Below are 26,006 nucleotides of genomic sequence, written 5' to 3' on the forward strand. Positions count from 1 at the left end.
CAATGTTTCAGGGGTTTGGCGATGAACGAAGCCAGTGATCCATCCCGCGTCATCAACCTGAGCCAGCGCCTGGACCCGACCAGCGAGCGCGTCGGCGAATTGCTGGGTGCCGTGCGCGACATCGCCAGCAAGCGCTTGCAGCAATGGGTCGGCAACGCCTTCGAACGCGTCGATGACGCACTGTTCGACCTGGCCGAGAAGGCCGAGAACAACGCCGCCCAGATGCACTACTTCGACGGCATGCGCGAAGTGCGCAAGCGTCGCCCGGCGGTGGAACGCAGTTTCCTGGGTGCGATCAGTCGCCACATCGGCGAACTGGCCCACCCGCCGCAGCAGGCGGCTGGCCCGTCGATGTCGTTTGGCACTGTCGAGCTGACGCTGGTGGCCGACAACGAGCTGGAAGAGTCGCTGGCGATCACCAGCATGATCGGCAAGAACGAATCGCGGCTGTCGCGCGACCTGTTCGCGGTCAACCAGCGGCTGTCGGTGATCTGCGGCGGCCGCAAGGTCGAGGACGCCAGCAACCCGGTGGCGCCGGCGATCCTGGCACAGGCGTTCCGCCAGGCGCTGCATGAGCTCAGCGCCGACATGCGGGTCAAGCTGATCATCTACAAACTGTTCGACCGCTACGTACTGTCGTCGCTGGAAGAGCTCTACCAGGAGATCAATACCGAACTGGTGCGCGCCGGCGTGCTGCCGCAGCTGCGCCACGAAGTGCTGCGTGGCGACGCGAAGGCCGCAGGCGCCGCCAGCCAGGCGACCGGAACGACGGACGAGGCGGCCAGCGACATCCCCAGCGACCTGTTGCAGACCCTGCATGCGCTGTTCAGCGCGCGCCGCGGTCCTGCCGTCGGTGGCAACGTCGGCATGCACGCGCTGCAAAGCGGCCCACTGCCGTCGGCGAACGAATTGCTGGGCGCGCTCAGCGTGCTGCAGAGCCAGATCGCCAGCGCCGGCCCGCTGCCGTACGCACAGCCGGACGACGCCGCAGCGCTCAGCCGCGAGGTGCTGCAGCTGAAGGGCCAGCTGCTGACCCAGCTTGGTGCGCTGCGCGGCGAGCGGCCCAGCCACGTCGCCACCATCGATGAGGACACCATCGACCTGGTCGGCATGCTGTTCGAATTCATCCTGGAAGATCGCAACCTGCCGGCCACGATGCAGGTGATGCTGGCTCGGCTGCAGATCCCCTACCTCAAGGCAGCGATCCTCGACCGCAAGCTGTTCGCACACCGCCAGCATCCGGCGCGCCGGCTGCTGGACTGTCTGGCCGAACAGGCCAAGAGCTGGTCGGAGGAGTCCGACCGCGACCGCCGCCTGCACGACAAGGTGAAGTCGACCGTCGACCAGTTGCTGCACGACTTCGACGACGACATGGGCATCTTCGAGCGCCTGCTGGTCGACCTGCAGCAGTTCCAGGACGTCAACAAGCGCCGCTCCGAACTGGCCGAGCAGCGCGTGGCCGAATCCACCCGCGGCCGCGAGAAACTCGAGCAGGCGCGCCGCCGCGCCGCCCGCGAGATCCTCGACCGCATCGGCGAACACAAGCTGCCGCCGCTGGTGCACGGCGTGCTGGCCCGAGCCTGGGCCAACCATCTGGTACTTACCCTGCTGCGCCAGGGCGAAACCTCGCCCGAGTTCAAGAGCGCGCTGCGTTTCATCGATGAGTTCATCGCCAGCACCAAGCCAGCGGCCACTTCGGAAAGCCGGCAGGTACTGCGGCAAATGCTGCCCGGAATCGAGCGTGCGCTGCGCCAAGGCCTGGCAAACGTGGCATTTCAGGAACAGGACATCGAGCGCTTGCTGGGTCAGTTGCACACCTATTACCGGCAGCAGCTCGGCGAGACGCTGGATGCCACCGAAGTGGTCACCGTCGACGAAGACGCCGCCATGCTGGCGATCCCCGACAGTATCCAGCCGGTCATCGACCAGAACACCACGCCGCAGGACAGCGTCGAGGAAGACCTCGTCGAAGTGCCGCTGGACAGTCCGGAATGGCACCAGGTACAGGCACTGCAGCCGGGCACCTGGCTGGAGTTCTGCCTGCCTGACGAGCCGATGACCCGCGCCAAGCTCTCATGGATCAGCCCGATGAGCGGCCGCTACCTATTCGTCAATCGGCGCGGCCTGAAGGTGGCCGACTACTCGCCGCAGGAACTGACGACGCTGCTCACCGACGGCCAGGCGCGCGTGCTCGCCGCCAACGCGCTGTTCGACCGCGCGATGAGCGCGATCGTCGACAAGTTGAGCCAGCCAGGCACGGTGCCCGCCGCGAATACAGCCGCCGAATGAGCCCGCCTCCATCGTTCGCGGCGCCGGACGCCGCCCAGATCGCCGTCGATATCGAACGCGCCCTCGCCGAAGACCTCGGCCAGGGCGACGCCACCGCGGGATTGCTGCCAATCGACGCCCAGGCCCATGCCGAGCTGACCTGCCGCGATGCGGCGGTGATCGCCGGCACGGCATGGTTCGACGCCTGCTTCCGCTGGTTCGACCCGGCCGTGCGGATCGACTGGCAGGTCCGCGACGGCGACCGGGTCGCTCCCGGTTCGGTGATCTGCCGTCTGTCCGGACACGCCCGTTCGCTGGTGACCGCGGAACGCTCGGCGCTGAATTTCCTGCAACTGCTGTCCGCCACCGCCACGACGACCGCGGACTATGTCGCTGCCGTTGCCGGCACCGCGGTACGCGTGCTGGACACCCGCAAGACTATCCCCGGCCTGCGCCTGGCGCAGAAGTATGCGGTGCGCTGCGGCGGTGGACACAACCAGCGCATGGGCCTGTACGACGCGATCCTGATCAAGGAAAACCACATCATCGCCGCCGGCAGCATCGCCGCCGCGGTGCAGGCGGCGCGTCGGCTGCACCCGGACCTGCTGATCGAGGTCGAGGTGGAGAGCCTCGACGAATTGGAGCAGGCGCTGCAGGCCGGCGTGGACCGGATCATGCTGGACAACTTCGAACTGGCGCAGATGCGCGAAGCAGTGCAGCACGCCGCCGGCCGCGTGCCGCTGGAAGTGTCCGGCAACGTCGGCCTGCGCACGATCGGCGAATACGCACGCACCGGCGTCGACTTCATCTCGGTCGGCGCGCTGACCAAGCACGTGCACGCCATCGACCTGTCGCTGCGCCTGCAGCTGGACTGAACACCAGCTTGCACCCGGTCGCTTGCGCCCACACACTGCGGGTATGAGCGACCTCTCCAACCTGTTGCTGCTGCTGGCGCTTGGCGCCATCGTGGGGCTGTGGCTGAAGCTCAGCGTGGCGCGCGAACGCGCCGTGCAGGAAGCACGCCAGCAATGCCAGCAGCACGGCCTGCAACTGCTCGACGAAACCGTAGGCTTGCGCGCTGTGCGCCTGCGCCGTGTCAACGGCCTGCGCATGATCGAGCGCTGCTACGGTTTCGAGGTGAGCATCGACGGCCACGACCGCGAACCCGGTCGACTGTGGATGATCGGCAGCGCGCTCAGCAGCCTGAGCCTGCCCACGATCGAGTTGCTGCCGCACGAGGAGGTCGCCGCACGGAACGCCCTGCCCTCGCCGCCCGGCAACGTCGTGCCGCTGCGCCCGCGTCCGCGCGACCGGTTGAACTGAGCACCGCCGGCGTCCGCCGGACCCGGCGGACGCGGCAGCCGACTGCTACTTGACCACCCGCAGATGCGGCGTGCTGCGCTTCGGCTTGTCGCCGCCAGCGTCAGCGGCGCCTGGCGCCGGTGTGGTGCCATCGGGTTCGGGAGCGGACGGCGGTGTGTCGCCCCCCTCCTCCTCGGCCGGAAACATCATGCCCTGCCCGTTTTCCTGCGCGTACAGCGCCAGCACCGCCTGCACCGGGATCTGGATCGCCTGGCTGACCCCGGAAAAACGCGCCTGGAAACTGATCCACTCATTGCCGAGATCGAGGTTCGCCACCGCGCGCATTGCCAGGTTGAGCACCACCTGGCCGTTCTTGACCACCTGCGGCGGCACCCGCACGCCGGCGAACCCGGCGTCGACCAGCACGTACGGGGTCAGGTTGTTGTCGCTGATCCAGTCATAGATCGCCCGCAGCAGGTACGGGCGGTTGGTGGTCATCGGTACTGCTTCATTCTTGCTCATGGACTTGCCGCATCGCCTTTTCCTGATCGGTCATGCTGCGCGCAAAACCCTGACTATGAAACAAACGCTCGCCGTAATCGATCACCGGCTTGCCCTCACGCCCCAGCTCCACGCCCAGCCAGGGCAGTCGCCAGATCACCGGTGCCACCAGGCAGTCGGCCAGACTCATTTCCGGATTGAGGAAGAACTTCGCGGCCTTGAACAGCGGCACCGAGGACAGCAGGTGCCCGCGCAGGCGCTTGCGCGCCGCATCCGCGGGACGGCCGCCGGCGCGGATGATGTCCACCTCGGTCAACCAGTCCTTCTCGATGCGCACCGCGGCCACCCGCAGGCGCGCGCGCGATTGCGGATCGATCGGCATCAGGGGCGGATGCGGATAGCGCTCGTCGAGATACTCGCAGACCACCGAGGTATCGAACAGGGTCAGGTCGCGATCGACCAGAGTCGGCGTACTGGCGTACGGGTTCAGGTCGACCAGATCTTCCGGCGGCCTGGCCGGATCCACCAGTACCCGTTCGTAGCTGACCCCCTTGGCGGCCAGCACCAGCCGGGCGCGATGACATTGCACGTCGTCGGCGGTGGTGTAGAGCGTCAGTACGCTACGCGAGCGAGCGCTTGGGACCATGCGCAATTCCCCATCGGTGAGACGACTGCGGCGGCTCGTGGCCGCCGCAGTCGGATAATGCCATCCGGGCTCAGTGGACGTCCTTCCAGTATTCCTTCTTCAGCATGGCGGCCAGGAAGGTGAAGAACACCAGGAACAGCAGCACCCAGATGCCGTAGTGATGACGCTGCAGGGCAGCCGGTTCGGAAGCGTATTCCAGGAAGGTCGTCAGGTCGCGACTGGCCTGCTGGAATTGCGCCGGGGTCAGCTTGCCCGGCTGCGACAGCACCAGCTTCTCCACCGCCGGATCTTCGCCAGCCTTGGCCGGCTTCATTTCCGCAGTCTGCAGGCCCTGCAGTTCCCACAGCGGGAACGGCATCGACGCGTTCGGGAACACCGTGTTGTTCCAGCCCACCGGGCGGCTTGGGTCCAGATAGAACGAGTTGAGATAGGCGTAGACCCAGTCGGCGCCCTTCGCGCGCACTTCCAGCGACAGGTCCGGCGGAGCCTTGCCGAACCACTTGGCGGCCGACTCTTCGGGCATGTGCGAAACCACGGTCTCACCGAACTTGGCGCCGGTGAAATTGAGGTTTTGCATCACGTCCTGCTCGGTCAGCCCCAGGTCGGTGGCGATCCGCTCGTAACGCATGTACTTCAGTGAGTGGCAGCCGACGCAGTAGTTGAAGAACAGCTTGGCGCCGCGCTGCAGCGAGGCCTGATCCTGCACGTTGGTGCCGGCCTCGGGCAGCCCGCCGCCCTCCGCCGCATGCACCGACACACTGCCGACGATCAGACTGAACGCCAACGCCACCGGGAAGATGTATCGCTTCATTAGCAGCTGCCGCTTAGTCATGCGTCGTCACCCGTTCCGGAACCGGCTTGGTCTTTTCCCAGCCGAAGTATGTGTAGGCCCAAAGGAATGCGAAGAACCCGAAGTAGATTGCCGTCATTACGCGGCCGAACAGGTTCTCCCAGAACGTCACGTCGATGTCGCCGAACCAGACCGGCATCACTTCGGCGGTTATGCCCGCACCCACAGCACCGAGCATGAAGAACGACAGCACGAACAAGCCCAGCGCCACCTTGAAGCCGGTACCGCGATAGCGGATCGACTTGACCTTGCCGCGATCCAGCCACGGCATCGCGAACAGCACGCCGATCGAGCCGAACATCGCGATCACACCCCATACGGCCGAACCGAGGAACGACGGGATCATGCGCACGATCGCGTAGAACGGGGTGAAGTACCACACCGGCTTGATGTGCAACGGCGTCGCCAGGTTGTTCGCCGGAATGAAATTGTCGTGTTCCAGGAACCAGCCACCGAAGGTCGGCGCGAAGAAGATGATGAACGCGGCGATCAGCAGGAAGAAGCCCACGCCGACCAGGTCCTTCACCGTGTAGTACGGGTGGAACGGAATGCCGTCGGTCGGCTTCAGCGCATCCCAGCGGTTGCCCTTGGGCCCCTTCTTGATCTCCACGCCGTCCGGGTTGTTCGAGCCCACTTCGTGCAGCGCGGCCAGATGCAGCACCACCAGCAGCAGCAACACGATCGGCAGCGCGATCACGTGCAGCGCGAAGAAGCGGTTGAGGGTGGCGTCAGCCGGCAGGAAGTCGCCCATGATCCACTCCACCAGCGCATCGCCGATGTAGGGGATCGTGCCGAACAGCGAGATGATCACCTTGGCGCCCCAGAACGACATGTTGCCCCACGGCAACACGTAACCCATGAAGGCTTCGGCCATCAGCGCCAGGAAGATCAGCATGCCGAGCAGCCACACCAGCTCGCGCGGCTTCTTGTACGAGCCGTACATGATGCCGCGGAACATGTGCAGGAACACCACCACGAAGAACAGCGAGGCGCCGGTGGAGTGCATGTAGCGGATCAGCCAGCCCCACTCCACGTCACGCATGATGTACTCGACCGACGCGAAGGCTCCCGCCGCGGTCGGGTTGTAGTTCATGGTGAGGAAGATGCCGGTGACGATCTGGTTGACCAGCACCAGCAACGCCAGCGAGCCGAAGTAATACCAGAGGTTGAAGTTCTTCGGCGCGTAGTACTCGGTCATGTGCTTGCGGTACGCCGGCATCATGCTGGGCGCGCGCTCGTTGACCCAGTCACCGATGCTCGTGAATACGTTGGCCATTAGCCAGCCTCCTTCGGATCCACGCCAATCTGGATGGTGCTGTCATCAATGAAGTGGTACGGCGGCACCGGCAGGTTCTTCGGCGCCGGCACGCCGGCGTAGACGCGGCCGGCCAGGTCGTAACGCGACTTGTGGCAGGGGCAGTAGAAGCCGCCCTTCCAGTCCGGATCGAACGGCTCGGGCTTGATCTCGGGCACGAAGTCGGGCACGCAGCCCAGGTGCGTGCAGATACCGATGATCACCAGCCACTCCGGCTTGATCGAGCGCACTTCGTTCTGCGCGTATTTCGGCTGCTGACTGGAAGATGCGCCGTCGGACTTGGGATCCACCAGGCGCGAGTCCACCATCGGCAGCGTATCGAGCTGCGCCTTGGTGCGGTTGAGCACGAACACCGGCAGGCTGCGCCACGATACGGTCAGCATCTGCCCCGCCTCGATCTTGGCCAGCGACTGGGTAACCGGAGCACCAGCGGCCTTGGCGCGCGCGCTGGGTTCCCACGACTTGATGAAGGGCACAGCCGCCGACACGATTCCGATACCACCAACCACCGCGGTGGTTGCTGTCAGGAAGCGGCGGCGGCCATGATCGACGACTTCGTTCGCCATCAGGCTCTCCGGTACTTGCAATGTCATGCCAGTGGGGTTTGGGGCCCCGCAAAAATCGCGTTAGTGTAGCGTCAGGCCCCGCCCCGTACAATAAACCGCATCGCGGCGAAGTCTAGCCGCCGCTACACTCGCCACGATTGCCGGGACCTCATCGTTCGACATGAAACATGCCGCCGGCACGCTCCTCTTCATCGCGCGCTTCGCCGTCCTCGGCCTGGCCGTGGCCTTCGTGGTCGGGTTGTTCTGGCCAGGTAGCGGCGAACGCCTGCGCGAACGCTTCGGCCTGGCCACGCCGCCGGCGCAGCCCGCCAGTCAGAGCCACGTCGGCAACGGCCCGGTCTCGTACGCCGACGCGGTGGCTGCTGCAGCGCCGTCGGTGGTCAACATCTACGCGAACAAGATCGTCACCGAGCAGGCCGTGCGGATGTACGACAACCCGGTGCTGCAGCAGTTGTTCGGCGGCCAGCCCACCACCTTCCAGCACCGCGAGCAGACTCTCGGTTCCGGCGTGATCGTCAGCGCCCAGGGCCAGGGCTACGTGCTGACCAACAACCACGTGATCGCGCACGCCGCGGACATCCAGGTGCTGCTGTACGACGGCCGCATCGCCAAGGCCAGCCTGGTCGGCGCGGACGAGGAGTCCGACCTGGCGGTGCTGAAGATCGAAGCCAGCAACCTGCCGGTGATCCACATCGCCGAACAGCAGCTGCGTCCCGGCGACGTGGTGCTGGCGATCGGCAACCCGCTCGGCCTCAACCAGACCGTCACCATGGGCATCGTCAGCGCGATCGGCCGCCAGCTCAATGGCTCCAGCGCCGAGGATTTCATCCAGACCGACGCGGCCATCAACCTGGGCAATTCCGGCGGCGCGCTGGTCAACGCCGAAGGCGAACTGGTCGGCATCAATACCTTGCTGATCGGCAAGGCCGCCGGCGCCGAAGGCATCGGCTTCGCCATTCCGGTCACCACCGCCAAGAAAGTGCTGGACCAGATCATTGCCACCGGCCACGTGGTGCGCGGCTGGCTCGGCGCCGACTATGCGTTCGTGCCGGTGGCCGCCAACGGCGGCCTGCCGGCGGCGGCGCGCGGCGCCCTGGTCACCATGGTCTATCCCGGCAGCCCGGCCGCGCTGGCCGGCATCCGGCCGCGCGACATCCTGTTGCGCATCGGCACCGACGATATCCTCGATCCGGCCGACCTGCGCCGCCGCGAAGCCGCGTTCAAGCCCGGCAGCACGGTCGAGGTCTCCGGCCTGCGCAACGGCAGCCCGTTCCACGTCGAGGTCACCCTGACGCAGCGGCCATTGATGAGCGCCAACGCCGCGCTGGACGACTGACTCAACCCGGTCCGCGCGATGCCAGCGGCGGATGGATCGCCGCGCCGTAGCGTTTGCGCAGGGTATCCACCCGTTCCACATAGACCTGGGTCTCGGCGTACGGCGGCACGCCCTTGTAGCGCTGCACCGCGCCGGGACCGGCGTTGTAGGCGGCGGCAGCCAGCCGTTCATTGCCGTCGAAATTGTGCAGCAGCAGGCCCAGATAACGCGCGCCGCCACGGATGTTCTGATCGGAATTGAACGCATCCAGCACGCCCATGTCGCTGGCCGTGCCCGGCATCAGCTGCATCAGTCCCTGCGCGCCCTTGAGCGACAGCGCGCGCGGATTGAACGCGCTTTCGGCGTGGATGATCGCGCGCAGGAACGCCTCGTCGACGCCGTACTCGACGCTGGCGGCGCGAATCGTCTCCGCATATGCGGTGAGGTTGAGCGACACGCTGCCCCAGCGGATCGTCGAGTGCAGGTTGCACGCGGCGCAGGTGGCGATATAGGTGAACAGCATGGTCACCGCATGGCCCTGGCGGCCGGCCGGGCGCAGGTTGGTGTACTCCACACTGCCGTCCGCGCGCACGATGCGATACACCGCGCCGCGCAGGACCTTGTCCGTCGAGTCACCCGCCACTGGCGCCGCCGTTGCCGCGACCGTGTGCGATTCGCGATAGCTCCATTGTCCGGGCACACCGGCAGCAGCCACGGGAAGTTTCTTACGGGTCTCGGCCGAGCCCAGCACCGCCGCCAGCGACGTTTGTTCTGCCTGGGCTTCACCGATGCGCCGCGCACTGGTCTCGACCGTCCCGCGCACGCCGGTCAACGAAATCGATTCGGTACCGCCCGCCGAGAGGTTGCGCGCCGTGGTCGCGACCGAGCTGGTCACCCCGGTCAGCGATACCCGCGGCGGTGGCTCCCGGCGTCGTGGCGTGGGCGCGGCATAGCTGCTGATCGCCTTGCAACCGCGATACCCGACTTTGCTGCTGCTGAATACCGTCTCGCCGCTGGCGCCGGTGCATTGATACAAGACGCCGGCCCGTGCCGCCGGCCACCACAGCAGCGCGCAGCCGAACGCGACCCCGCAGAGGATCGAACGTAATGGGAAGCCCCCGACAGGCCGATCGACGCTTCCCCCATGGCTTGCGACGCCGAACATGGGCGCAGTGTGCCGCCATGTGCCGCCAACGCCAAGTGTGCACTGGTCATTTCGTGCGCCGCGCAACGTTCCGTAGCCACCATGGTCATGGGACGGGTCGCGATCCAGCGCGTTCCCGAGCCGCGTTGACCGCTCTCCTGCTTCCGCGTCGCCGACCGGCGCAAGTCCTTGATCCGTCGCGCATCAGCTGGCGGCCTCGGGGCCGCGCGGGTAGACTGCGCGGTTCAGCGGATTCCGCACGAACCACGGTACCCCACGCCATGAGCGGCAAGCTTTTCATCAAGACCCACGGCTGCCAGATGAACGAGTACGACTCGGCCAAGATGGCCGACGTGCTGAAGGCCTCGCACGGCCTGGAGCTGACCCAGGACGAGTCCGAGGCGGACGTGATCCTGATCAACACCTGCTCGATCCGCGAGAAGGCGCAGGAAAAAGTCTTCAGCCAGCTTGGTCGCTGGAAGCAGCACAAGAAGGACGGCAAGCCCGTACTCATTGGTGTGGGAGGCTGCGTGGCTTCGCAGGAAGGCGCGGCGATCGTCAAGCGCGCGCCCTACGTCGACCTGGTGTTTGGCCCGCAGACCCTGCATCGGCTGCCGCAATTGATCGAGGCGCAGCGGGCCAGCGGCCTGCCGCAGGTCGACATCAGCTTCCCCGAGATCGAGAAATTCGACTGCCTGCCCGAGCCGCGCGCCGAAGGCCCGACCGCCTTCGTCTCGATCATGGAAGGCTGCTCCAAGTACTGCAGCTACTGCGTGGTGCCGTACACCCGCGGCGAGGAGATCAGCCGCCCGTTCGACGACGTGCTGGTGGAAGTGGCCAAGCTTGCCGCGCAGGGCGTGCGCGAAGTGAACCTGCTCGGCCAGAACGTCAACGCCTACCGCGGCCCCACCCACGACGGTGGCATCGCGGATCTCGCCGTGCTGATCCACGCGATCGCGCAGATCGAGGGCATCGGCCGCATCCGCTTCACTACCTCGCATCCGCTGGAGTTCTCCGACTCGCTGATCGAGGCCTACGCCAACGTGCCGCAGCTGGCGAACTACCTGCACCTGCCGGTGCAGGCCGGCTCCGATCGCATCCTCAGCGCGATGAAGCGCGGCTACACCACGCTGGAATTCAAGCAGAAGATCCGCAAGCTGCGCGCGGTGCGCCCGGACATCTGCGTGTCGTCGGATTTCATCGTGGGCTTCCCCGGCGAGACCGACGAGGATTTCGAGAAGACCATGAAGCTGATCGACGACGTCGGTTTCGACCAGAGCTTCTCCTTCATCTTCTCCGCCCGCCCCGGCACGCCGGCGGCAAAACTCGCCGACGACACCCCGATGGCGGTGAAACACGAGCGGCTGGCGCGCCTGCAGGCCGCGATCAACGCGAACGCGAAGAAGATCAACCAGGCGATGGTCGGCAGCGTGCAGCGCGTGCTGGTGGAAAAGCCCAGCACCCGCGACCCCAACGAACTCAGCGGTCGCACCGAGAACATGCGCTACGTGAACTTCGCCGGCCATCCGCGCCTGATCGGCCAGTTCGTCGACGTGGTGATCACCGACGCGATGAGCAACTCGCTGCGTGGCCGCGTGAAACTGGCCGACGAGCCGGTGGTGCCGGCTTCGTGAGTGACTCGGTGATCAGGGAAATCGGCGCGGACGAGTTCGCGCGGGTATGACCACTGTTCCAAGCGGTTCTCGCCGGCGGCGATACCTACATGTACCCACTCGATCTAGGCATCGATCAGGCGTGCGCGATGTGGACCACGTCGCCGTCGCGATGTTTCGTCTGCGAACGCGATGGCGAGGTGCTGGGTTGCTACCGGCTGGCGCCGAACCAGATCGGCCTGGGTGATCACGTGGCCAATGGCAGCTACATGGTGGCGCCGCAAGCGCGCGGCCAGGGCATCGCCTCGGCCATGTGCGAACACTCGCTGGAACAGGCGCGCCAGGCCAGCTTCAGCGCGATGCAGTTCAACTGCGTGGTGGCCAGCAATACCACCGCCGTGCGGCTGTGGCTGCGCCATGGCTTCCGTATCGTGGGCACCGTGCCCGGCGCGTTCCGCCACGCGCAACTCGGCCCGACCGATATCTACGTGATGCACCGCATGCTGTGACCGCAGGACTGCACGCGGTGCGACGGATCAGTCCAGCCGCTTGCGGAAGCGCAATATCGCCAGCGCCATCATCAGCAGCGTGAACACCGCCAGCGCGAGCACGTCGCCCCACATTTCCCCCAGCCCCGCGCCGCGCAGCATCACGCCACGGATCAGGCGCAGGAAATGGGTCAGCGGCAGCACCTCGGCAAGCCATTGCACCAGCTTCGGCATGCCGGCGAACGGGAACATGAAACCCGACAGCAGGATCGACGGCAGGAACACGAAGAAGGTCATCTGCATTGCCTGGAACTGCGACTGTGCGCGCGTGGAGATCAGCAGGCCAAGCGCGAGGTTGGCCAGGATCAGCAGGCCCGAGGCCAGGTAGACATCGAGCACGCTGCCGCGGATCGGCACCTCGAACAGCCACGTTCCCAGCGCCAGGATCACGCTGGTCTGCACCAGCCCGATCACCACATACGGCAAGACCTTGCCGACCATCAGCTCGGCGCTGGTCAGCGGCGTGGCGATCAGCAGCTCCATGTTGCCGCGCTCGCGTTCGCGCACGATCGCGATGGCGGTGAACAGCACCATCGTCATGGTCAGGATCACGCCGATCAGGCCGGGCACGATGTTGACCGCCGAACGCCGTTGCGGGTTGTAGAAGCCGACCACGCTGATCCGCCCGTCGGTCGGCGTGCTGGTCAGCGGCGCGCGCGTGTCGGGCACGGCGCTGTCGATCGGCACCTGCATCAGTTGCGCGGCGGCGGCCTGCACCGCCGTGTCGCTGCCGTCGACCAGGATCTGCGCCACCACGCGACCATCGATGCGGCGGCGTTCGAAATCCGGCGGCACCACGATGCCGATGCTGATCCGGCCGCGCCGGATCATCGCCATCAACTCCTGCGGCGTCTCCGCCCTGGCCACCGGCGCCACCACGCCGGTGGCCAGCATGTCCATGACCAGCGCGCGCGATCCGGCGGTATTGGCCTGGTCGACGATGCCGGCGTCGAGCCCACGCAGGTTGGTGTTGATCGCATAGCCGAACAGCACCAGCTGGATCACCGGAATGCCCACGATCATCGCCAGCGTGATGCGGTCGCGGCGCAGCTGGCGCAGCTCCTTGATCACGATCGCCCACAGCCGGCGCCAGTTCATGCGACGCACACCTCGTCGCCGTCGCCCCTGCGGGTGGCGGCAACAAACACGTCTTCGAGATTCGGTGGCGCCGGGGCGACCTCGGCCTTTTGTCCAGCCTCGGCCAGCGCCTGCCCCATGCGTTGGGTCACCTCGCCAGCGTCGGCGGCGGTCAGCACGCGCAAGGTATTGCCGACCTGGGCCACGCCGAGCACGCCGGACACACTGCCCAGCGCGCGCTGGGCTCGACGCGGATCAACCGTCTCGACGGTGAAGGTGTGCCCTTCCAGCTGTGCGGTCAGCTCATGCGGCGTGCCGTCGGCCACCAGTGCGCCGCGACCCAGGATCGCCAGTCGATGGCAGCGCTCGGCCTCGTCCATCAGGTGGGTGGAGACCAGCAGCGTGGTGCCGGCATCGGCCAGCTCGAACAACTTCTCCCAGAAGTCACGGCGCGATTCCGGATCGACCGCGCTGGTCGGCTCGTCCAGGAACAGCAGCTCCGGTTCGTGGATCACCGCGCAGGCCAGTGCCAGTCGCTGCTTCTGGCCGCCGCTCAGGGTGCCGGCCAGCTGTTTCTGCCGATCGCCGAAGTGGTATTGCCCGATCAGCTCGTCGATGCGGCGTTTCGTCTTCGCCTTCGGCACACCCTGGATCGCGGCGAGGAACTCCAGGTTCTCGCGCACGCTGAGGTCCTCGAACAGCGAGAACTTCTGGGTCATGTAGCCGATGTGCGGACGCAGCGCGTCGGCCTGCGCCGGAATGCGCAGGCCGAGCACCTCGATCTCCCCGGCGGTCGGCGTCAGCAGCCCGCACAGCATGCGGATGGTGGTCGACTTGCCCGAGCCGTTCGGGCCGAGGAAGCCATAGACGCGTCTGGCCGGTACTTCGAGGTCGACATGATCGACCGCCACCAGCTTGCCGAAGCACCGGGTCAGGCCGCGTGCGCGGATGGCGACAGTGTCGGCGCCGGTTGTCACTTCGCGGACTCGTGGAACTCGACGCGTACCGGCAGGCCGGCAGGCAGTTCCGCCGCGTCCGCGCCCAGTGTGATTTCGGCCAGATAGCTCAGTCGCGCCGCGTCATCGCCGATCAGCGCGTAGTACGGAGTGAAGTCGGGCTCGCTGCGGATCATGCGCACCTTGCCGGCATACGGCTGGCCGCGACCGCCCACGAAGACCTGGATCGCGTCGCCGACACGCACCCTGGCGCGCTGCTGCTCGGGCACGTAGATGCGCGCATACGGCGCGTCGCCGGCCAGCAGGATCGCCACCGGCGCACCAATCGGCGCCTGGTCACCCAGCTTGTACGGCAGGCTGTCGATGCGTCCGGCGCGCGGCGCCACGATGGCCAGCTTGCCCAGCAGCACCTGCTGCGCGCCGGCCTGCGCGGTAGCCGCTGCAACGGCAGCCTGCGCCTGGGCGATCTGTTCCGGGCGGGTACCGTGCAGCAGCTCGTCGAGCGCAGCCCGCGCCGCGGCCACCTGGCCCCCTGCATTGCCCGCCGCGGCGCGGGCACGATCGAGATCGGCCGCGGCCACATAACCGTTGCCCTTCAACGGAACCAGACGGTCGTAATAGGCACGCGCCTCGCGCACCTGCGCCTGCGCGGCAGCCAGGTTTGCGCGCGCCCGTTCGATGTCCTCGCCGCGTGGTCCGGCCTGAAGCTCGGCCAGCACCTCGCGTTGCTGCTGCGCCTGCGCCTCGGCGGCAGCGAGCTCGGACTGCGTATGCGTGGGATCCAGTTGCAGTAATGCTTGCCCGGCCTTGACCCGTTCGCCCTCGCGCACGTCGATCGCCACGACGCGTTCGGCGGCCGGCGCCGGCAAGGTGATGCGATCGTATTCGAGCGTGCCCAGCGCCTGCGGCGGTGGCTTGCTGCAGGCGGCGAGACCGGCCACGGCGAGCAGGACGAGCGGCGACAGGCGGCGCAACGTGCGTGCAACCTTCATGCGATTTCTCCTGATCCTGCCGTGCCCACGCCCCGGCCCAGCAGCGCAAGCGTGTGTTGCAGCATGTCCTCGGGCCCCAGCGCCTCGGCACCAAGCGCACGCCGCCAGATCGGCGCACCGGCGGCGGGAAACAGGGTCAGGCCGACCAGCGAGACGACCAGCAGGCGCGGGTCCAGGCCGGCGCCCAGCCGTCCATCCGCCTGTGCCGACATGAAGCGCTGCGCCAGCATTTGCGGCAGGTTGGGAACGCCCTGCCGGAACAGCACCTCGCGCAACGCGCCACCTTCGCACAGCACCTCGCGCACCCACAGCGACGGCAGCCAGGGATGGCACGCCACCACCGCGCTGATGCCGCGCACGAAGCCTTCGATCAACACCGCAGGGTCGTCGCCGGCGTGCTCCAGTTGCGCGCGCAGCGGCCCGAACACGGGCAGCAACCGCTCGTCGATCATCGCCTGGACCAGCCGCTCCTTGTCGCCGAAGTAGTAGTGCAGCATCGCCGGCGTGACCTGCGCTTCGGCGGCAATCGCCCGCAGCGAGGTCGCGCCGATCCCCACCCGCGCAAACTGCACGATCGCGGCATCCAGCAAATGCGTGCGCAGGTCCAGATCGTCGCCGCTGGGGCGTCCGGCACGGCGCCCGGCTTTCGCATGCTTGTTCGAGGTAGCCATGCAGATAAATTAATTCAACATTTAATTATGTGCAAGCGGGGAATCGCGATCGTCGCACCGGCCGCCACCATGGCTCTTCCAGCAGCGGCGCGCTACTCTCGCGCACCTATGAGCGACCTCAATCAACGCGACTTCACCCTCGACCCCGAAGACAACGCCCGCCTTGCCAACCTGTGCGGGCCGTTCGACGAACACCTGCGCCAGGTCGAGCTGCGCCTCGGCGTGGAGATCAATCACCGCGGCAGCATCTTCCAGGTGATCGGCGAGGACGCTCCCGCCAAGGCCACCGAGAAGGTACTGCGCGCGCTGTACGCCACCACCAACGACGAGGCGCTGACCGGCGCGAGGATCAACCTGCAACTGGCCGAATCCGGCATCGACGCGATCACCGAGGCGGCCGCCGAAGGCGCCCAGGAAGTGGTGATCAAGGTCAAGCGCGGCGTGATCAAGGGCCGCGGTCCGAACCAGGCGCGCTACCTGCACGCGATCGCCAGCCACGACATCAACTTCGGCGTGGGTCCGGCCGGCACCGGCAAGACCTACCTGGCTGTCGCCAGCGCGGTCGAGGCGCTGGAGGCGAACCGGGTGCAGCGACTGATCCTGGTGCGCCCGGCGGTGGAGGCCGGCGAGAAGCTGGGCTTCCTGCCCGGCGATCTCAGCCAGAAAGTCGACCCCTACCTGCGCCCGCTGTACGACGCGCTGTACGAGATGCTCGGCTTCGAGAAAGTGGCCAAGCTGATCGAGCGCAACGTGATCGAGATCGCCCCGCTGGCCTACATGCGCGGGCGCACCCTGAACGATTCCTACGTGATCCTCGACGAGGCGCAGAACACCACGGTCGAGCAGATGAAGATGTTCCTCACCCGCATCGGCTTCGGCACGGTGGCGGTGATCACCGGCGACGTCACCCAGGTCGACCTGCCGCGCACCACCCGTTCGGGCCTGCGCCAGGCGGTGGAAGTATTGCGCGGCGTCGGCGGCATCAGCTTCACCTTCTTCACCTCGCGCGACGTGGTGCGCCACCCGTTGGTGGCGAAGATCGTGCGCGCCTACGAGGCGTTCGAACAGAAGGACGAGGACGGCGAATGAGCGGCCCGGTGACGCTCGCCGTCGGCTATGCCGTGCCGCGCGCCGGCCTGCCCGCACCAGCCAGCTTCCGCCGCTGGGTCGAGGCGGCGCTGCGCGGGGCGAAACGGCGCAAGAGCGCCGAACTGGCGATCCGCATCGTCGACGCCGACGAAGGCCGCGCGCTCAACCGCGACTACCGCGGCAAGGACTACGCCACCAACGTGCTGTCGTTCCCCGTCGAACTGCCGCCCGGGGTGGCCCTGCCGCTGATCGGCGACCTGGCGATCTGCGCCCCGGTGGTGCTGCGCGAGGCCGCCGAACAGGGCAAATCGCCGCGCGACCACTGGGCTCACCTGACCATCCACGGCGTGCTGCACCTGCTCGGCTACGACCATAGCGAAGACGCCGAGGCCGAAGCGATGGAAGCGCTGGAAACCCGCATCCTGGCCGGCCTGGGCATCGCCGATCCGTACCGGTAGGGGTGTTTGTGCCCTGAACCGTCACGATTTTTCCGCTAGAATCGGCCTTCCGCCCGGTTTCGGGCAGAATCCCAACGAGTAATGAGCGACGACCCTGGCAGTACCAGCGGCCCGGCCCACCGAACCTGGTGGGATCGACTGGGCCACATGTTTTCCGGCGAACCGCGCAACCGCGACGAACTGATCGAGGAGTTGCGTTCCGCCCAGAGCAACGGACTGCTGTCCGTGAACACCCTCACCATGGTCGAGGGTGCGATCAAGGTCACCGAACTGAGCGTGGACGACGTAATGGTTCCGCGCGCGCAGATCGTGATGCTGGCGGCCGAGTCGCCACTGACCGACATTCTCGCTGCGGTGGTCGAATCCGGCCACTCGCGCTTTCCCGTACACGGCGAAGACAAGGACGAGATCCTCGGCATCCTGCTGGCCAAGGACCTGCTGAAATTCTTCGGCGCCGCCGAGCACTTCGATATCCGCGCGATCATGCGCCCGGCCGTGCTGATTCCCGAGTCGATGCGCCTGAATGTGCTGCTGGAGGAATTCCGGCTCAGCCGCAATCACATGGCGCTGGTGGTCAACGAGTACGGCGGCGTCGCCGGCCTGATCACCATCGAGGACGTGCTGGAACAGATCGTCGGCGAGATCGACGACGAGCACGACGACGGGGAGGAACCCGAGTTGATGCACGAACAGCCCGGCGGCGACTGGCTGGTCAGCGCGCTGACTCCGATCGAGGATTTCAACGAGCAGACCGGCGCCGATTTCTCCGACGAGGAATACGACACCGTGGGCGGCATGGTCACCTCCGAATTCGGCCACCTGCCCGAGGTCGGCGAAGAGGTCGGCATCGGCGACTACCTGTTCCACGTCACCGAGGCCGACGACCGCCGCGTGCAGGCATTCCGCGTGGTCAAGCAGTAAGGCGGCATGAACCTGATCAGTCGCAACCTCCTGCTGCTCGCGCTGCTGATGCTGGCCCTGCTCCCGCCCGCCCATGCCAGCGTCGCCAACGCCCCGGGCGCCAACCTCGAAGTCTCGCTGGTTACCTATGGCCCCGGCGAAACCTATTGGGAGCGCTTCGGCCACGACGCGATCGAACTGCGCGACACGGCCTCGGGCGAGGCGATCAACTTCAACTACGGCGTGTTCGATTTCAGCGAGAAGAACTTCCTGCTGAACTTCGCCCGCGGCCGCATGCATTACCTGATGGACGCAGCACCGAGTGACCTCGACGAGCGCTACTACGTTGAGGCCGGCCGCTCGATCATCCGCCAGCGGCTGGCGATGACCGCCGACCAGGCCGCCGCGCTGCGTGACTTTCTGCTGTGGAACCTGCGCCCGGAAAACGCCGGCTACGTCTACGACTACTACGTCGACAACTGCACCACCCGCGTGCGCGATGCGCTGGACAAGGCACTCGGCGGCGTACTGGAAAGCCGCCTTGAGGCGCGCACCGGCGGCATGACCTACCGCCAGCAGACCGACCGGTTGATGAGCGCACAGCCCTGGCTGATGCTGGTGCTCGACCTGGGCCTGGGGACGTATGCCGACCGGCCGCTGGATGCCTGGCAGGAAAGCTTCCTGCCCGAGGTGCTGCAGGCGCAACTGCGCGAGGTGCACGTCGACGACGGCCACGGCGGCCTGCGTCCGCTGCTGCAGGCCGAGCAACTCGTCTCGCCGAACCGGCTCGAGGCACCCCCCACAGCCGCGCCCGACCTGCGCCTGCCGCTGGCTCTGGCCGGGCTGCTGCTGGCCGCGCTGATCGTGCTCGCCCGCCGCTGGTGGCCCGCCGGTTACGCCGTGTTCGGCACGCTGTACCTGCTCGCGGCCGGCCTGGTCGGTCTGTTGCTGCTGGTGCTGTGGACGCTGACCACCCACCACTCGGCGTGGGCCAACGCGAACCTGTTGTTGTTCAATCCACTGGCCTTCCTGCTGCTGCCGACGCTGTGGCGCTCGCGCCGCGGCTACGCCGCCTCACGCTTCATCGACGGCGTGATTGCAGTACAACTGCTCGCCTGCATGATTGCCGTGCTGCTGCACCTGCTGCCCGGCACCGTGCAGCAGAACCAGCCGTGGCTGCTGTTCGCCCTGCCGTGCTGGCTGGCGCTGGCCTGGAGCGTGCGTCGCCATCGCTGATGCCTTGCCACGCGCAATTGCCGCGCCCCTCGGCGCGGGGCATGATGCGCGCATGAATCCGATCACGCCGTCGAGCGCACTGTCGACCAGCGACCAGCCCATGGTGGTCAACTGCATCGCCTACCGAAAGGACGGCAGCCGGGTCGGCGACGTCACCATCGACGCGATCAGCGACGTGCTGGCCGAACCGGACACCTTCGTCTGGGTCGGCCTGTACGAACCGGACGAGGAACTGCTGGAAAAGATCCAGGGCGAATTCGGCCTGCACGACCTGGCCATCGAGGATGCGCACGCCGCGCACCAGCGCACCAAGCTGGAAGCCTATGGCGACTCGCTGTTCCTGGTGGTGCAGACCGCGCAGCTGATCGGCGGCGAACTGGCGTTCGGCGAAACGCACATCTTCTTCGGCCCGCGCTACCTGGTCACCGTGCGCCACGGCGCTTCGCAGTCCTACGCGCCGGCGCGGCGCACCTGCGAACACGCGCCGGAACTGCTGGCGAACGGCCCCAGTTACGGGTTGTACGGCGTACTCGATTTCATCGTCGACAACTTGTTGCCGATCGTGCGCGACTTCCGCGAGGAGGTGCAGCAGCTCGAACACGACATCTTCGGCGAGACCTTCAAGAGCAGCACGATACGCCGCCTGTATGACATGCAGCGCGACCTGATGACGCTGCGCCTGGCGGTGGCGCCACTGCAGGACATCATCAACCAGCTGATCCGGTTGCACCCGAACCTGATCCCCGAGGTGCTGCACGCATACTTCCGCGACGTCTACGACCACGCCTTCCGCGTCAACGAGGCGATCGGCGCGATGCGCGAGATGCTCACCGCCGCGATCAACGTGAACCTCTCGCTGGTCAGCCTGCGCCAGAACGAGGTGATGAAAAAACTCGCCGGCTGGGCCGCCATGCTCGCCGCGCCGACCCTGCTCACCAGCTGGTACGGCATGAACTTCGCCCACATGCCCGAGCTCAGCCGCCCCTGGGCTTATCCCGCGATCATCGTGGTGATGGCCAGCGTCGTCAGCGGCATCTACATCGGGCTCAAGCGCGCGCGGTGGCTGTAGGACCACGCGCCCCGGCACGACCGACCGGTTGTCGCTGCCGCCGGGAACGGTCAACATGTCGGTGGGTTTTCCCTGCACGCGATGACCGATGAACGACTCCGCAAGGCACATCCCCACCGACGCCGACGCGCCGGTGGAAACCCTGCATGAAGGCCGCTGGCTGAGCCTGCGCAAGCGCGGCCGCTGGGAGTACGCCGAACGCAACAATCCCGGCGGCGCGGTGATCATCCTGGCGGTGACGCCTGCGGACAAGGTGCTGTTCGTCGAGCAGTACCGCGTGTCGATCCTGCAGAACACCATCGAGATGCCGGCCGGCCTGGTCGGCGACCTGGCCGGACAAGCCGACGAAAGCGCGCTGTTGGCCGCCCGGCGCGAACTGGAGGAGGAAACCGGCTGGCGCTGCCAGCGGGTGGAATTCGTCCATCGCGGCCCGTCGTCGTCGGGCATGAGCACCGAGATGATCACCTTTGTGCGCGCGTGGGAATTGCAAAAGGTCGGTCCCGGCGGCGGCGACGAAACCGAAAACATCGTGGTGCACGAGGTCCCGCGCCGTGAGGCGGGCGCCTGGCTGTTCGCGCGCGCCGCGGATGGCTACTCGATCGACCCGAAACTGTTCGCCGGGCTGTGGTTCATCGAGCACACCAACCGGTAGCCTCCCGCCGCGCAACAGGCGGTGCGTTGTCGTGCACCGCCCGGCACGAACGGGCCTTCCTGGCGAAGCCTAAAGATTCCGGAGTCCCCGCCGACATCTGAGGGTGTGGATCGTTGTCGCTCCCCGGCCGATCCCCAATCTGGCCTCCCTGGACCTACGGATTCGTGCCCATGAAAACGCTACTTCTCTCCGCCTCGCTGATCTTCCTCCCGATGGCCGCCCAAGCCGCCTGCGCGCCCACCGATTTCGCCATCAGGGACTTCAAGCCCGCTGCCAGCCGTTTCGGTTCGGAAGCTCGACTAAGCTTGAGCGGCGAGCTGGTCAACAACTGTGCCGAACCCGCCGCCGCGCAGATCAGCATCGAAGCCAAGGATGCCGACGGCAAGGTGATCCAGGCCAAACAGGGCTGGCCGGCCGGCACCACCAACATCGCCCCGGGCGCGGCAGCAAAGTTCGACCTTGGCAGGCGGTTCCGCTATCAGTCGGATATGGCCAGTTACACCGTCTCCGTGATTGCCGTGCGCGCCTGGTAATCCCGGCGGCCGCGACTGCTGCACCAGGAAAGGCCCCGCGAGGGGCCTTCTTGTTGTCTGGCTTTCGGGACCGTCGACCCCGCGGCACCTTCAATGCAGGACGAACAACTTGTCGAAGCCGGCCACGCGCAGCGTATTGCGCAATTCGTTGCCGGCATTGACGATGCGGATCTCGGCGCGGTCGGCGCCGGCATGCTCGCGCAGCAGCAGCAGCATGCCCAGCGCCGAGCTGTCCATGCTGGTCACCTCGCCCAGATCGATGACATAGCTGCGGGCCGCCTTGCCGCTGTCCAGGCAGGCCTCGTGGAAATCGCGATGGATACTGAAGTCGAAGCGCTGGCCCAGCTGCAGGGTCAGGCAATCGTGCTCGCTGTCGTGATGGACGATCATGCTGTGCTCCTCAAAACAATTCGATTTCGCCGGCGTCCATCGAGCTCTGCAAGGCCGGCCCGCGTGAACGCAGGCGCGCCTTTTCGCGCTGGATCGCCAGCCGGCTACGCACCCGTTGAGCGCGTCCTGCCAGCGTGTCGGCATCGACCGGGCCACAGGCCAGTTCCTCGATGTCGCGCGTGCACTCGCCCACGACTTCCTGCAGCTCGACCAGCCGGGTGCGGGTCTGCCGCAGCAACTGGCTGAGGATGTCCTCGAACTGCAGCGAGCGGATGGTGGTGGAAACATCGCTGCCGAGGCCACGGTTGATCTCGACCACCTGGTCGGCGACCGCGCTGGTGCGTGCGTCGCTCTCGGTGACGTGGGCCATCATCGCGTCGATGCCGCCCTTGGCCGACAGCGCCACGTTGAGATCCTGCGAGGCCATGGCGCCGACCAGGCCGCGCAACTGCTCCATCGCCGCACGGGCACGCTCGACGTGGCTGCCGATCTGTTCGTTGAACTGGTTGGAGTTGCTGGCCAGGCTGCGGATCTCGCCGGCCACCACGGCGAAGCCGCGGCCGGATTCACCCGCGCGGGCCGCCTCGATCGCGGCGTTGAGCGCCAGCAGGTTGGTTTCCTCGGCGATCGTGCTGACGTTCTTCAGCAGGCCGAACACCGCGTCCATTTCCTTCGCCATGCCGTCGATGCGGTAGACGATACGCAGGCTTTCGCGCGACATCTGCACGACCATGCCCACGAAATGCTGCAACAAGTCGCTGGTGCGGGAGGCAAAGTCCTGCACCGACACGCCGCCATTCTGCACGTCGATGATCTGTTTCAGCAGCGACTGCTGCAGCCCCGTCTTGTGCGACAGGCCGTCAAAACCGCCACCCAGTTCGGACACTGCATCGCGCAACAGGTCGAGTCCCTGGTGCAGCTCGCGGGTGGCATGGCCGAGTTCGTCCACCAGCGCGCCGCGGACGTCTTCCAGTGCCTCGCGCACGGGCGCGTTGTTGCTGGGCGCGACTGCCGGCGGCGGCGCCTCCCGCTGGTGCCGGCTCTCGACAATCCACACGGCGGTGACCGCGGCGATCAGCAAAGGTGCCAGCCACCCCGGATGCCAGAGCAGCGCCAGCACCAGGGCCAGCGTGCTGGCGAGCCAGCCGTAGGGCGGACGTTGGGCGAAATGCCGGGCCAATTGAGACAGGACAGCCATGAGCCGATATCCGTAGGTCAGGTGCGCGAAGCGCCGTCGCGAGGTTGGCGCGCCAGCGTGAGCAGGCGCGCCGCCATGTGATCCAGCGGCAGCATCTCGGCTGCCGCATCGAGTTTCCAGGCGGCACCGGGCATGCCCCATACCACCGAGCTGGCTTCGTCCTGCACCAGGGTCGCGGCGCCGGCCTGGCGCAGCTCGAGCAGGCCGCGCGCGCCGTCGTCGCCCATGCCGGTCAGCAGGGCGGCAATGGTGCCGGCCCCCGCACTGGCCGCCATGGAACGGAACAGCACATCCACGCTGGGCTTGTGCCGGTTCACCGGCGGGCCATCATGCAAACGGCACACGTACTTGGCGCCATCCCACATCACCAGCAGATGCTGGCTCCCCGGAGCGATGTAGGCGTGCCCGGTCTGGATCGGCTGGCCATCCTGGGCTTCGCATACCCGCATCGCCGAACACCGGTCCATCCGTTCCGCGAACGGGCCGCTGAATGCGGCGGGGATATGCTGGGTCACCAGGATCGGCGGCGCGTCGGGGGGCATCGCTTCCAGCACCACGCGGACCGCTTCGGTACCACCGGTCGAGGCACCGATCACGATGAGCGGGCTGCCGCCGCGCGTGCCCACCGTCTGCGCGCGAGGCAACACCGCATCGGCCGAAAGACGCGGCGCCACTTCCAGCTTGCGCACCGCCGTGCGCGCACGCGGCCGGGCCTTCGCAGCAAGCTTCACCTTGGCACAGATCTCCTGCGCCTTCTCGCCGAAACTGCTGGCCAGGTCACTGCTGGGCTTGGCCAGAAAATCCACCGCGCCCAGCTCAAGGGCGCGCAGCGTCACCTCGGCACCCTGCACGGTCAGCGACGACACCATCACCACCGGCATCGGCCGCAGGCGCATCAGGTTTTCCAGGAACGTCAGGCCGTCCATGCGTGGCATCTCGACGTCCAGCGTCAGCACGTCCGGGTTGAGCTGCTTGATCTTTTCGCGCGCGATCAGCGGGTCGGCAGCGGTGCCGACCACTTCGATCCCGGGATCGCAGGCAAGCATCGTCGTCATCAGCTTGCGCACCAACGCCGAATCGTCGATCACCAGAACACGCACTTTTTCCATTGCCATCCATCTCACCTGCCAGAAAACTCAAGCCGCGCCGTAGCGACGGCGGCTCCGTCGGACTTCCGTGGAGCCGAAGCCGCCACTAGAAAAGCTCGACCTCACCCTTTATCGGGTCATTTGCCAAACGCTTGAGGTAAATGCGTTCGTCGGCCACCAGCGCCACGTCGTCATGGCGGCGCAGCATGCGCACGCGCACACGGCCGCTGGTGGGGAAGAACTGCAGTTGCCGGGGGTACACGTCGCCGAGGTCCGATGCGCACAGGTTCAGCTTTTCGGCGGCGATATAGCGCTGCACGAAGTCGATATTGCGCTGGCCGATGTCGGTCAGCTGGGACAGCACGCGACCACCGCCGAATATCTTGACCTGCATGTCGACGCGCTGGCCGCCGGCAACAAGGATGGCGTTGATCAACTGCTCCATCGCGTCGCTGCCATAGCGTGCCGCGCGGCCGGCGGTGGACGTCCAGCTGTCGCGCTCGCCGCGCGGCTCGGGCAGCATGAAGTGGTTCATGCCGCCGATGCCGCGGCGCACGTCGTGGATGCAGGCCGACACGCACGAGCCAAGCACGGTGGTGACCAGCTCGTCCTGGGCGCTGACATAGAATTCGCCCGGCAGCACCTTCACGGTCACCCGCGATTGCACCGGATCCCAGTACCGATGCAGGTGCTCGAAACCCGGCAGTACCGCGGCCTCGCCCAGCCTCCTGTCGGTCACCGCGGCCATCAACCAAGTTTCCGGTAGACGGTGCGCCCGATCAGTTCGAATTCGTCGTTGACGCCATGCAGCGATTCGGAATGGCCAAGGAACAGATAACCGCCCGTCGGCAGCAACTCCGCGTAGCGATGGAACAGGCGCCGCTTGGTCGGCTGGTCGAAGTAGATCACCACGTTGCGGCAGAAGATCGCATCGAACGGTCCGCGCATCGGCCACGGGTGCAGCAGATTCAGCGGTTCGATGGTGACCAGCTCGCGCAGACGTGGATGGACGCAGGCCAGCCCTTCGTACGCGCCGTCGCCGCGCAGCATCCAGCGCCGGCAGCGCTCCGGACTGATGCCGGCGATGCGCTCCAGCGAATACACGCCCTTGCGCGCGGTTTCCAGCGCCTGCGGCGACAGGTCGGTGGCCAGGATCTTCGCATCCAGCCGGCTGCCACTCTGCTCGATCGCCTCGGCCAACACCATCGCCAGCGCGTAGGGTTCCTCGCCGGTGGAACAGCCCGCCGACCAGATCCGCAGGCGGTCGCCATCGCGACGCTTCTCGCCAAGCCAGCGCGGCAACAGTTCATTGGCCAGCAGGTCGTAGTGATGCACCTCGCGGAAGAACGCCGTCACATTGGTGCTGATCGCGCTGGCCAGTTCGCCCAGCTCACCGTGCGGATCGCGCCGCAACAACTCGCAGTAACTGCTGAAGTTCGACAAGCCCAGCGCACGCAGTCGCCGGAACAGACGGCCCTGCACCAGCTGCCGCTTGTGCTCGCCCAGCGCGATGCCGCAGTGCTCAAGAACGAACGCACGCAGGTACTGGAAGTCGGCATCACCCAGCTGCGGGCCGCCGTCGCCCAGGGCAGTGGCGTTGTGGTCGAACGTGCCGGGCACCGCGCTCAC

28 protein-coding genes are annotated in these 26,006 nt (G+C 66.7%); 13 read left to right on the plus strand and 15 right to left on the minus strand.

What is annotated here, in order from left to right; translation table 11 throughout:
• Positions 1 to 21 precede the first annotated feature (21 nt).
• The 3 genes from ABD024_RS12160 to ABD024_RS12170 are packed head-to-tail and all read left to right on the plus strand — an operon-like array spanning position 22 to position 3,591.
• Positions 22 to 2,289, plus strand: coding sequence for a DUF1631 domain-containing protein (locus ABD024_RS12160; RefSeq protein WP_343852966.1), 2,268 nt, complete (start codon positions 22 to 24; stop codon positions 2,287 to 2,289).
• Complete coding sequence (gene nadC, locus ABD024_RS12165) at positions 2,286 to 3,143, plus strand: carboxylating nicotinate-nucleotide diphosphorylase (protein ID WP_343852969.1); 858 nt, start codon at positions 2,286 to 2,288, stop codon at positions 3,141 to 3,143. The genes ABD024_RS12160 and nadC overlap by 4 nt, the downstream gene beginning before the upstream one ends.
• A gap of 43 nt (positions 3,144 to 3,186) precedes the next feature.
• Positions 3,187 to 3,591, plus strand: a complete 405-nt coding sequence (locus ABD024_RS12170; protein ID WP_343852971.1) for a DUF3301 domain-containing protein — start codon at positions 3,187 to 3,189, stop codon at positions 3,589 to 3,591.
• A 45-nt stretch (positions 3,592 to 3,636) separates the two neighbouring features.
• On the opposite strand, the gene ABD024_RS12175 is transcribed toward ABD024_RS12170, so the two are convergent.
• The 5 genes from ABD024_RS12175 to petA all read right to left on the minus strand — a co-directional run bounded on the left by ABD024_RS12175 (position 3,637) and on the right by petA (position 7,448).
• Positions 3,637 to 4,092, minus strand: coding sequence for a ClpXP protease specificity-enhancing factor (locus tag ABD024_RS12175; RefSeq protein ID WP_343852974.1), 456 nt, complete (start codon positions 4,090 to 4,092; stop codon positions 3,637 to 3,639).
• On the minus strand, positions 4,079 to 4,717 hold the full coding sequence (locus ABD024_RS12180) for a glutathione S-transferase N-terminal domain-containing protein (protein WP_343852976.1): 639 nt from the start codon (positions 4,715 to 4,717) through the stop codon (positions 4,079 to 4,081). Before ABD024_RS12180 ends, ABD024_RS12175 begins: the two co-directional genes overlap by 14 nt.
• A gap of 70 nt (positions 4,718 to 4,787) precedes the next feature.
• Positions 4,788 to 5,528: a cytochrome c1 gene (locus tag ABD024_RS12185; RefSeq protein WP_343852979.1), complete on the minus strand. Its 741-nt coding sequence runs from the start codon at positions 5,526 to 5,528 to the stop codon at positions 4,788 to 4,790.
• A gap of 13 nt (positions 5,529 to 5,541) precedes the next feature.
• Entirely contained in the window at positions 5,542 to 6,843 is a 1,302-nt protein-coding gene (locus tag ABD024_RS12190) for a cytochrome b (protein ID WP_343852981.1), read from the minus strand.
• The gene (gene petA, locus ABD024_RS12195; RefSeq protein WP_343852983.1) at positions 6,843 to 7,448 is read right to left on the minus strand and encodes a ubiquinol-cytochrome c reductase iron-sulfur subunit; all 606 of its coding nucleotides are present in this window, start codon (positions 7,446 to 7,448) and stop codon (positions 6,843 to 6,845) included. The genes ABD024_RS12190 and petA overlap by 1 nt, the downstream gene beginning before the upstream one ends.
• Before the next feature lie 160 nt (positions 7,449 to 7,608).
• On the opposite strand from petA, the gene ABD024_RS12200 reads away from it, so the two are divergent.
• Positions 7,609 to 8,784 (plus strand): S1C family serine protease, encoded by a 1,176-nt coding sequence (locus ABD024_RS12200; RefSeq protein ID WP_343852985.1) that lies wholly within the window; start codon positions 7,609 to 7,611, stop codon positions 8,782 to 8,784.
• Between the two features lies 1 nt (position 8,785).
• Here ABD024_RS12200 and ABD024_RS12205 read toward each other — a convergent pair whose 3' ends face one another.
• Positions 8,786 to 9,928: a lytic transglycosylase domain-containing protein gene (locus ABD024_RS12205; protein WP_343852987.1), complete on the minus strand. Its 1,143-nt coding sequence runs from the start codon at positions 9,926 to 9,928 to the stop codon at positions 8,786 to 8,788.
• A gap of 260 nt (positions 9,929 to 10,188) precedes the next feature.
• Between ABD024_RS12205 and miaB the strand changes: the two genes are divergently transcribed.
• Together miaB and ABD024_RS12215 are read left to right on the plus strand one after the other, a co-directional pair.
• Entirely contained in the window at positions 10,189 to 11,541 is a 1,353-nt protein-coding gene (gene miaB / locus ABD024_RS12210; protein ID WP_343852989.1) for a tRNA (N6-isopentenyl adenosine(37)-C2)-methylthiotransferase MiaB, read from the plus strand.
• A gap of 89 nt (positions 11,542 to 11,630) precedes the next feature.
• On the plus strand, positions 11,631 to 12,029 hold the full coding sequence (locus ABD024_RS12215; protein WP_343852991.1) for a GNAT family N-acetyltransferase: 399 nt from the start codon (positions 11,631 to 11,633) through the stop codon (positions 12,027 to 12,029).
• 27 nt (positions 12,030 to 12,056) lie between these two features.
• Here ABD024_RS12215 and ABD024_RS12220 read toward each other — a convergent pair whose 3' ends face one another.
• Genes ABD024_RS12220 through ABD024_RS12235 form a run of 4 tightly spaced genes read right to left on the minus strand, consistent with a single transcriptional unit; the run spans position 12,057 to position 15,764 of the window.
• Entirely contained in the window at positions 12,057 to 13,166 is a 1,110-nt protein-coding gene (locus tag ABD024_RS12220; RefSeq protein ID WP_343852994.1) for an ABC transporter permease, read from the minus strand.
• Positions 13,163 to 14,095, minus strand: a complete 933-nt coding sequence (locus ABD024_RS12225) for an ABC transporter ATP-binding protein (protein ID WP_343854681.1) — start codon at positions 14,093 to 14,095, stop codon at positions 13,163 to 13,165. Before ABD024_RS12225 ends, ABD024_RS12220 begins: the two co-directional genes overlap by 4 nt.
• A 23-nt stretch (positions 14,096 to 14,118) precedes the next feature.
• Positions 14,119 to 15,093, minus strand: coding sequence for an HlyD family secretion protein (locus ABD024_RS12230; protein WP_343852996.1), 975 nt, complete (start codon positions 15,091 to 15,093; stop codon positions 14,119 to 14,121).
• Complete coding sequence (locus ABD024_RS12235) at positions 15,090 to 15,764, minus strand: TetR/AcrR family transcriptional regulator (protein ID WP_343852998.1); 675 nt, start codon at positions 15,762 to 15,764, stop codon at positions 15,090 to 15,092. The genes ABD024_RS12230 and ABD024_RS12235 overlap by 4 nt, the downstream gene beginning before the upstream one ends.
• 108 nt (positions 15,765 to 15,872) lie before the next feature.
• Between ABD024_RS12235 and ABD024_RS12240 the strand changes: the two genes are divergently transcribed.
• From ABD024_RS12240 to ABD024_RS12270, 7 genes are all read left to right on the plus strand, one after another.
• Positions 15,873 to 16,853, plus strand: a complete 981-nt coding sequence (locus tag ABD024_RS12240) for a PhoH family protein (RefSeq protein ID WP_343853000.1) — start codon at positions 15,873 to 15,875, stop codon at positions 16,851 to 16,853.
• Entirely contained in the window at positions 16,850 to 17,311 is a 462-nt protein-coding gene (gene ybeY / locus ABD024_RS12245) for an rRNA maturation RNase YbeY (protein WP_343853002.1), read from the plus strand. The genes ABD024_RS12240 and ybeY overlap by 4 nt, the downstream gene beginning before the upstream one ends.
• A gap of 81 nt (positions 17,312 to 17,392) precedes the next feature.
• On the plus strand, positions 17,393 to 18,232 hold the full coding sequence (locus ABD024_RS12250; RefSeq protein ID WP_343853004.1) for a CorC family transporter: 840 nt from the start codon (positions 17,393 to 17,395) through the stop codon (positions 18,230 to 18,232).
• Between the two features lie 6 nt (positions 18,233 to 18,238).
• Positions 18,239 to 19,447 (plus strand): lipoprotein N-acyltransferase Lnb domain-containing protein, encoded by a 1,209-nt coding sequence (locus tag ABD024_RS12255; RefSeq protein WP_343853006.1) that lies wholly within the window; start codon positions 18,239 to 18,241, stop codon positions 19,445 to 19,447.
• A gap of 52 nt (positions 19,448 to 19,499) precedes the next feature.
• Entirely contained in the window at positions 19,500 to 20,516 is a 1,017-nt protein-coding gene (locus ABD024_RS12260; RefSeq protein ID WP_343853008.1) for a magnesium and cobalt transport protein CorA, read from the plus strand.
• Between the two features lie 88 nt (positions 20,517 to 20,604).
• A complete protein-coding gene (locus ABD024_RS12265; protein ID WP_343853010.1) occupies positions 20,605 to 21,168 on the plus strand; it encodes an NUDIX hydrolase in 564 nt (187 codons plus the stop codon).
• Between the two features lie 170 nt (positions 21,169 to 21,338).
• Positions 21,339 to 21,701 carry a hypothetical protein gene (locus ABD024_RS12270; protein WP_343854683.1) on the plus strand — a complete coding sequence of 121 codons (363 nt, stop codon included), beginning with the start codon at positions 21,339 to 21,341 and terminating at the stop codon, positions 21,699 to 21,701.
• 90 nt (positions 21,702 to 21,791) lie between these two features.
• Here ABD024_RS12270 and ABD024_RS12275 read toward each other — a convergent pair whose 3' ends face one another.
• The 5 genes from ABD024_RS12275 to ABD024_RS12295 form a co-directional block, all read right to left on the minus strand.
• Positions 21,792 to 22,091, minus strand: coding sequence for an STAS domain-containing protein (locus tag ABD024_RS12275; protein ID WP_343853012.1), 300 nt, complete (start codon positions 22,089 to 22,091; stop codon positions 21,792 to 21,794).
• Positions 22,092 to 22,101: 10 nt separating this feature from the next.
• Positions 22,102 to 23,289: a methyl-accepting chemotaxis protein gene (locus tag ABD024_RS12280; protein WP_343853014.1), complete on the minus strand. Its 1,188-nt coding sequence runs from the start codon at positions 23,287 to 23,289 to the stop codon at positions 22,102 to 22,104.
• Positions 23,290 to 23,306: 17 nt separating this feature from the next.
• Positions 23,307 to 24,398, minus strand: a complete 1,092-nt coding sequence (locus ABD024_RS12285) for a protein-glutamate methylesterase/protein-glutamine glutaminase (protein ID WP_425543161.1) — start codon at positions 24,396 to 24,398, stop codon at positions 23,307 to 23,309.
• 85 nt (positions 24,399 to 24,483) lie between these two features.
• Positions 24,484 to 25,125 carry a chemoreceptor glutamine deamidase CheD gene (cheD, locus tag ABD024_RS12290; RefSeq protein ID WP_343853018.1) on the minus strand — a complete coding sequence of 214 codons (642 nt, stop codon included), beginning with the start codon at positions 25,123 to 25,125 and terminating at the stop codon, positions 24,484 to 24,486.
• Positions 25,125 to 26,006, minus strand: coding sequence for a CheR family methyltransferase (locus tag ABD024_RS12295; protein WP_425543145.1), 882 nt, complete (start codon positions 26,004 to 26,006; stop codon positions 25,125 to 25,127). Before ABD024_RS12295 ends, cheD begins: the two co-directional genes overlap by 1 nt.

Source organism: Rhodanobacter soli (assembly GCF_039523495.1).
Taxonomy (GTDB): Bacteria; Pseudomonadota; Gammaproteobacteria; order Xanthomonadales; family Rhodanobacteraceae; genus Rhodanobacter; species Rhodanobacter soli.